Source organism: Lacticaseibacillus camelliae DSM 22697 = JCM 13995, from assembly GCF_001436615.1.
Classification (GTDB): domain Bacteria; phylum Bacillota; class Bacilli; order Lactobacillales; family Lactobacillaceae; genus Lacticaseibacillus; species Lacticaseibacillus camelliae.
The window spans coordinates 1-7471 of the sequence record NZ_AYZJ01000074.1 but is presented as its reverse complement, the minus strand read 5'-3'; the positions used below and the strand labels follow the sequence as shown (position 1 = coordinate 7471).

Below are 7471 nucleotides of genomic sequence, written 5' to 3'. Positions count from 1 at the left end.
CATGGCCTTTTTGGTCTAGTCGCTAAGGTGTTGCACTTGAATTGTAAACTGGGGAACCAATCGAATGTTCAAACCAATCGTGAATTGGCACTACAATTGCGAGATGGCTGGGACGATGAAAAAGTAGCTAAACGTCAGCAAGAATTTGCTGATCAAAGCATTGTGCTTTGGTAGCCAAGGGTATTTATTTTAGAACAAAGAGTTCAGGCAGGCCGATCATCACCTCTTTTAGTCTGGTAGAATTGTACTTAAGTCAAGTACAGGGAGGAGAGCATTATGGCCAGTTATTCCGCAGGAGCAGTTAAATACCCTTTTTGGTTCTATGAATTTAAGCAGGCTATGGAATGGCTAGACGAGGGGGAAACCTGGGACCAAATTCAGTCAAGAATTATAACACACAATTGGTTTAAGCTTACCTCCAAGGGACGCAGACAGAATTTGTATAGTCAGCTGACCAAGCGCGTGATGTCTTTGACTGATCCAATTTATTCCGTTTTTTTTAACACAGACACCGATAATCAGAGGCTTATCGACTTGATTGGTTTGATGAATACTAACTTGTTGTTCAAGACTTTCATCTTGAGGACCTACCGTGATGAGCTGATGATGGGGGATCAGAAACTCGAAGATTTTGAGATTCAGGCATTCTTCCGCCGGCTTCAAGCAGAGGATGAGAAGGTGGCTAAGTGGCAAGATGAGACGATTGATCGGTTAGCAGGGACTTTTCGTAATTATCTAAGGCAGGCAGGGTTAGCAAAGTTGAATGGATCGACTTTATTAGTGACAAGGCCGCTATTAGATCCAGCTCTTGAAGATGCGTTAGTTGAGGTCAATCACCAGGATTATGTTGCAGCACTGACAGGGAGGTAGCCATGGCAGACTTAGAGAAAGATTTTGGACAACTAAGACAGAAGATTGCGCAACCATCTTTCCAGCAAAATCAGGGCCTGTCGAACGAGGTGGGGTATTACATTTTTGACTATGATCCCAAAGATGAGCTGATTGTTCGTGATAATGTTGCCGATATTGCTGCTTCCTCCACAATTGCGACGATTGGTGCTGACGTCAAAGTCTTTGACCTGTTCGATATTATGATGACTATCGTGGATCAGTTCGGTTATCGAGAAGGTTTTGAGAGTATTGAGCAAGACGATGGCATGGCTGCGGTTGTGACGCAGATGAACAATATCTTGGATATGGACACCGAGCGAAACTTAATTGTTGAGCATATTCGCAAAGCGGTCGAAAATGATGAATCCACGATTATCTTTCTGGTTGGGGTTGGAAAGATTTTTCCGTTGCTTCGGTCGCATAAGATTTTGAATACAATGAATCAAGTGATCGATAAGTTCCCTGTGGTGATGTTCTATCCTGGTAAGTACGATGGTGTGCACCTGAAGATGTTTGGTCAATTGGAAGACGACAATTACTATCGGGCGTTTGGATTAAGAATGGAGTGGAATGAAAATGAAGATTAAGGATCTTTTTCAAAAGTCAATTGATCGGGACATCCAAGGGGTCATCAAAGTCGGTCAAGAGGACAATACTAAGCAGGAACTGGAAGAGTACGTGGTGACAAATGAGCTACAGTCGCAGTTTGCCCGTTTCTTTTCTGCTTATGAAGATTCTTTGACGGGTTCAACTGATGACATGGGGGTGTGGATCTCTGGCTTCTTTGGTTCCGGGAAGTCACACTTTTTGAAGGTCATCGCCGATGTATTGGAAAACCGAGAAGTTGATGGAAAGCGCGCCGTTGACTATTTTGAAGGTAAGATTAAGGATCAGATGACGCTGAATCAGATGCACGCTGCAGCCGAATCCGATACTCAGGTCATCCTTTTTAATATTGACGCCAAAGCGATGAGCGGTGATAAAGCTGATGACAATGTTATTGTTAAGGTCTTTTTACAAGTGTTCAACGCCATGCAGGGCTTTTCTGATAAGAGCCCTTGGATTGCGGATCTTGAGCGCCGTTTGGTTGCTGCTGGCAAGTATGATGAATTTAAGCAAGCATTTAGCCAAATTGAAGATAATCACTTAGATTGGGAAGATGGGCGTGATCACTACTACTTCAACATGGGAAAAATCCGCGACGCCCTTGTTTCCATTGATTTCATGAGCCAGGAAGACGCTCAGGGTTTCATTGATCAACTGAAGACGCCATATCAGATAAATGTTGAGGATTTTGCAGAACTGGTGAATGATTATGTCCAGAAAACTGGGCATCGCGTAGCGTTCTTGGTTGACGAAGTTGGTCAGTTTGTTGGCGATAGTCTACAACGGATGCTGAATCTGCAGACTGTTGTTGAGGAGCTTGGTCGTGTTGTTAAGGGCAAGGCCTGGGTTGTGGTCACTTCTCAGCAGGACATTGCTGAGGTCACTAACAATGTTAACGGGCAGGACTTCTCTAAAATTCAAGGTCGGTTCAAGACACGGATTGCTTTAAGTTCGGCCAACGTTGACGAAGTGATCAAAAAGCGTTTGCTGGCTAAGACCCCGGAGGTTGAGGACAATCTGAAAGGCATGTATGTCGCCAACGGTTCTGCTATCAACAATGCCATCGACTTTGATCAAGAAGGCGTTAAAAGGCTGAAGTATGATTCACCAGAGAGCTTTGCTAATAATTATCCATTTGTGCCATATCAGTTTAATTTACTGCAACAGGTACTAACTGCAATTAGGACTCACGGGTCTGAGGGAAAGCATCTTTCAGAAGGTGAGCGCTCAATGCTCTCAATCTTTCAAGAGTCTGCCATTCGTATGGAGGATCGCGACGTTGGTGCGTTGATTCCTTTCTCGCTTTTCTTCGAAGGCCTTGAACAATTTCTCGACCATACCCACCGCATTGTGATTGAACACGCGCGCGAGGATGATCAGGTGATCAATCCGAAGAAGGAACGCAATCCATTCGCCATTCAAGTTCTCAAGACGCTATTTATGGTCAAGTATGTGACCACATTTAAGGCAACGTTGAATAACATTGTGACCTTGATGATTGACAGCACTGATGTTGATAAGATTGAACTGACGAGGAGGGTTCAAGAGGCCCTCAACAAACTTGTGAGTCAGCAAGTAGTCGAGAAGAATATGGATACCTATGTCTTTTTGACGGACACCGAGCAGGACATTAACAAAGAAATTGAGCAGCAACAAGTATCTGATGCTGAAATTATCAATAAATTAGGAGAGTTTCTGTTCGACACTAAAGTTATTCCATCAAAGTATAGCTATCCCAAACTAAATGGTCGGTATATCTTCAGCTTGAACGAGTATATTGATGATACGCCTATGGGAAAAACGAATAATGCTCTTTCAATTCGGTTGTTAAGTACCCTCAATCTCGAAAAGCGAGATCAAGCGATGGCACGTCTTCACTCTGCAGGGGCACCAACAGAAGTGGTCATCTTACTAACTGACCAAGACGATTATATTAGCTATATTAGGCGTGCAGAGAAAATCCAGAGATTCCGCATGAGTGGCACGAACAATACTGATTCTCGTTATCGTTCGTTAGTTGATGCACGTGCAGCAGAGCATAATGAACTGCTCGATATGGCTCGAACGAAGGCGATCGAAGCACTCCATCATTCCTCCATTTTTGTGGGTGGGAATGAGCTGGACAAGGGTCGCGATTTTGCTCATCAATTAGATGCCGCCCTTCAGAGCGTGGTAGATGATACGTATCGTAATCTTAGCTATATCGACGCCGCAAAGGGAGAGAAAGACGTTCTTCAGGTTCTTAAATCAGGCGAACTAGTAGATACTTCAGAAAACAAGCGTGCCGTCGAGGCTGTCATCGGATGGTTGCAACGTGAGAAGGATCCACACATCACACTGAAACGGGTTATCGATCGGTTTCATGAGATTCCCTTTGGCTATACCGAGGAAGATGTAGAATGGATCGTGGGCAAGCTGTATGCGGCTGGTAAGATCAAATTAACGTATAACGGTGAAGTTGTTAGTCGCGTCTCAGGCGAATTTAACGTTAAGCAAATTGTTGATTTTCTAACCAAGAAGCAATACACCGAAAAGATTGCTCTTCAAATTAAACATGATTATACGCCAACAGAGATTAAAAGGTTGCGTCAGGTTGCCAGCCAAGTTTTCAAGAAGAATTCTTTCTCGTCGGATAATTCTGAAATTTTGGTCTCTGAGCTTAAGCCCAAGATTGCCAGCGACTACGAAAGCTTAAGGCAGTATGAGTTAAAAGATCAGCGTTACCCTGGTCATGATCTTCTTCAAAAGGGTATCGAACTTCTCCACGAGTTGAACGTAACCAAGGATTCGGATCAATTTTTCGATGTTTTAAGTCGGCGTTTTAATGACCTATTGGATTGGCGCGAAGATTTTGAAGACAGGGGTATTGCGGATTTTTACGTTAATCAGAATACCCAAGACATTTGGGACGCTGGACTTAAGGATCTCTCGATCTACGAGCACTCAAAGGAAAAAATCAGTAATTCTGAACTCGAATCGGTGGTTGCACAGTTAACTGACCAGCTTAAGTCGAATCAAGCAGAGAGTTCAATACAGAATATCAGGGCGCTGGATGGCCAGTTTGATACGCTCTACAATCAGATTTTTGACGCTGAACTTAAAAAGGTTCAACACAAAATTGAGCAGTATCGGATTCAAGCTGAAGATAAGATGGTTCGTTCCGAAATTGGTGAGACGTTTAACCACAAAAGTTTTGTCCCATTCAGTAACAAAATTGACCAAACCTTGATGGAAGCTAAGGATGCTGGTGTTCTGAATGACCTAAGTGCTAAAGCAGATGTCGCGCATCGGGAGTACGAGAAGTTTCAGAACGAACTGAATGCTGCCGTTGCTAAGGCCAAATCGGAAGAACAGGGAACACAACCTACAACATCTTCAACAACCAGCGAAAACGGTTCAACGGCATCATCAGTTGCCCCAACAACTGCGCCAACAGCTGAGGGTAAGGTTAAAAACTTTGTGGATGTCCATCCAACAGATCTGAGACTAAAACAGATCTGGAATATCAATGACACAAAGGATATTGACTCTTATCTCAAAGAATTGAAGCAACAATTGGCAGATAGACTCAATGATGATGGTGTGGATGGTATTGATTTTCATCTGTGATTGTTTATCTCAAAAAGTATACGGGGAGCTTACATGGACAAAAAAATTGTAGAGACATTTGCAACGCACGCACGCAGAGACCTCATTGGAGCAGTTAAGCTTCGTCTAGAGTTGATCAGTATTACCGATAAGGGAGCAGAGGAGAAGCTTCCAAGTTCAACAGCTGAGGCTGAATTTTATGCTGGGAACCCCGCCCATCCCTTGATCGGTTCGGACATTACCCGAAGAAGGGCAATCATCAGTCGACTCGAGGACCGAAAGGACGGAAAGAGTTGGTCTGAAGCTTTCTCTGAGTTGACCGAAGAAGCAGCCTATACATGGTTTAACCGCATAATTGCTTTGCGTTTTATGGAAGTTAATGATTATCTTCCATCTGGAACACGTGTCTTGTCATCGATTCGCGGTACAGCTGAACCAGATATTATGACTGATGCACGTGGTATTGAAGATGCGTTAGGTGGCTACAGTGGGGATGAACTCGCGCTTATTGATCGCGCCTGGGATACCCAGGCTCCAGCCGCAATGGATGATCTGTATCAGATGCTGTTTTTGAAGCAAGTGAATGCGCTGAGCAAAAACCTGCCCAGTCTTTTTGAGCCTACGAAAGATTACTTACAACTTCTGTTTACCCCAAATTATCACAGTGGGGTAATCAAAGATCTTGTAACAAATGTGCCAGAGGCTGATTTTGATGTAGGTGATTCAGGCCAAGGCCAAGTAGAAGTGATTGGTTGGCTTTACCAGTACTACAACGAAGAACCGCATAATCGCGTTGTGAATATTAATGGAGGTGCGGTAAAAGAGGCAGATATACCAGCGGCAACCCAGCTTTTTACGACAGACTGGGTTGTACGCTACATGGTTGATAACTCACTTGGCCGATACTATCTGGAACACTCTGAGAATTCAGGCTTGGCTTCTACATTACATTATTTAATCCCTGGGAAACTTCATTCAGTTTCGAAGAGCGTAGAACTCTCCCAATTGCGTGTACTTGATAATGCGATGGGTTCTGGTCACATTCTTGTTTATGCCTTCGATGTCTTGATGGCAATCTATGAGGAGAATGGATTTGTAAAGCGCGAAGCCGCTAGAAAAATTGTTCAAAACAATTTGTTTGGCTTGGAAATTGATAAGCGGGCTTTTCAACTTGCTTATTTTGCCATCATGATGAAGCTCCGTCAGTATGATCGACACGCCCTTGATGGGAATATTCAGCCTAATCTCTATGAGTTTGAGTCTTCGGCTAATCTCACGGATGATGTTATTGACCAGCTTGATCTTAGCTCAGAGTCAAAGCGTGATTTAACCGAAATTCGAGATGAGTTCATCAACGCGAAGTCGTTAGGCTCAATTATTGAACTTTCAAAAACTTATGACACCAAAAGTATTCGAAATGGGATGGGAGAACAAGATTCTGATGCGGTCAGTCTATTTGTAGGGGAAAGTATTCGAAGTCAAATTTTCAGAATGCTGTCTGTCATCGATGTGTTACAGGCAACTTACGATGTTGTTGTCACGAATCCGCCTTATCTGAATAAGATGGATAAGCCTCTGAAGGCTTATGTCAAAAAGCATTACAAGGCTTATTCAGGAGATCTTTTCTCTGTTTTCATCTGGCTTAATATTGGGATGACCAAACCAAATGGATATGCTGCGTATATGACCCCGATGGTATGGATGTTCATTAAAACATATCAGGCATTGCGCACATCGGTCTTGGGTACTAAGCGGATTTCTAGTCTGATTCAAATGGAATATTCTGCGTTTGAAGAAGCTACTGTTCCAATTAATACGTTCGTGCTTCAAAACTCTCATGAAAATTTGGTTGGCAGCTATATCCGCCTTTCTGATTTCAAGGGTGGCATGGGCGTTCAGCGTGAAAAGACGCTTAAAGCAATTCAAAATCCAGATGTGTCATACTTTTATCGAACTAACCAAGCGAACTTCGGAAAGATACCTGGCAGTCCAATTGCGTATTGGGCGAGTTCCGAGTTAATCCACGATTTTGAGGTTGGTCGTCCGCTTGCAGAAATAGTGGAAGCAAGAAACGGAATTACGACAGGGGAAAATTCTAAATTTCTTCGTCAGTGGTATGAAGTTGGTTTTGAGGATGTATATCTGAACGCACATAATTCGTCTGAAGCTGAAGCATCTGGTAAGACATGGTTCCCTTATAACAAGGGAGGAGCGTACAGAAAATGGTATGGCAATTACGATTATGTTGTTAATTGGAAAGATGATGGATTTGCTTTAAAACATAATTTCTGGCGTGATGGACAATTACGCTCAGTGCTTAGAAGTCCCAGTTATTACTTTCGTGAAGCGATTACCTGGTCTCTAATTACGAGCGGTGGATTTAGTA

4 protein-coding genes are annotated in these 7471 nt (G+C 43.2%); all 4 read left to right on the top strand.

What is annotated here, in order from left to right:
* Positions 1–276 precede the first annotated feature (276 nt).
* Positions 277–870, top strand: coding sequence for a DUF1819 family protein (locus FC75_RS10105; protein ID WP_054666106.1), 594 nt, complete (start codon positions 277–279; stop codon positions 868–870).
* Between the two features lie 2 nt (positions 871–872).
* The gene (locus FC75_RS10100; protein ID WP_054666111.1) at positions 873–1478 is read left to right on the top strand and encodes a DUF1788 domain-containing protein; all 606 of its coding nucleotides are present in this window, start codon (positions 873–875) and stop codon (positions 1476–1478) included.
* Positions 1468–5106, top strand: coding sequence for a BREX system P-loop protein BrxC (gene brxC, locus FC75_RS10095; RefSeq protein WP_162261112.1), 3639 nt, complete (start codon positions 1468–1470; stop codon positions 5104–5106). Before FC75_RS10100 ends, brxC begins: the two co-directional genes overlap by 11 nt.
* 33 nt (positions 5107–5139) lie before the next feature.
* Positions 5140–7471: BREX-1 system adenine-specific DNA-methyltransferase PglX (pglX, locus tag FC75_RS10090; RefSeq protein ID WP_056989812.1), on the top strand; the 2332-nt coding region annotated here is incomplete at its 3' end.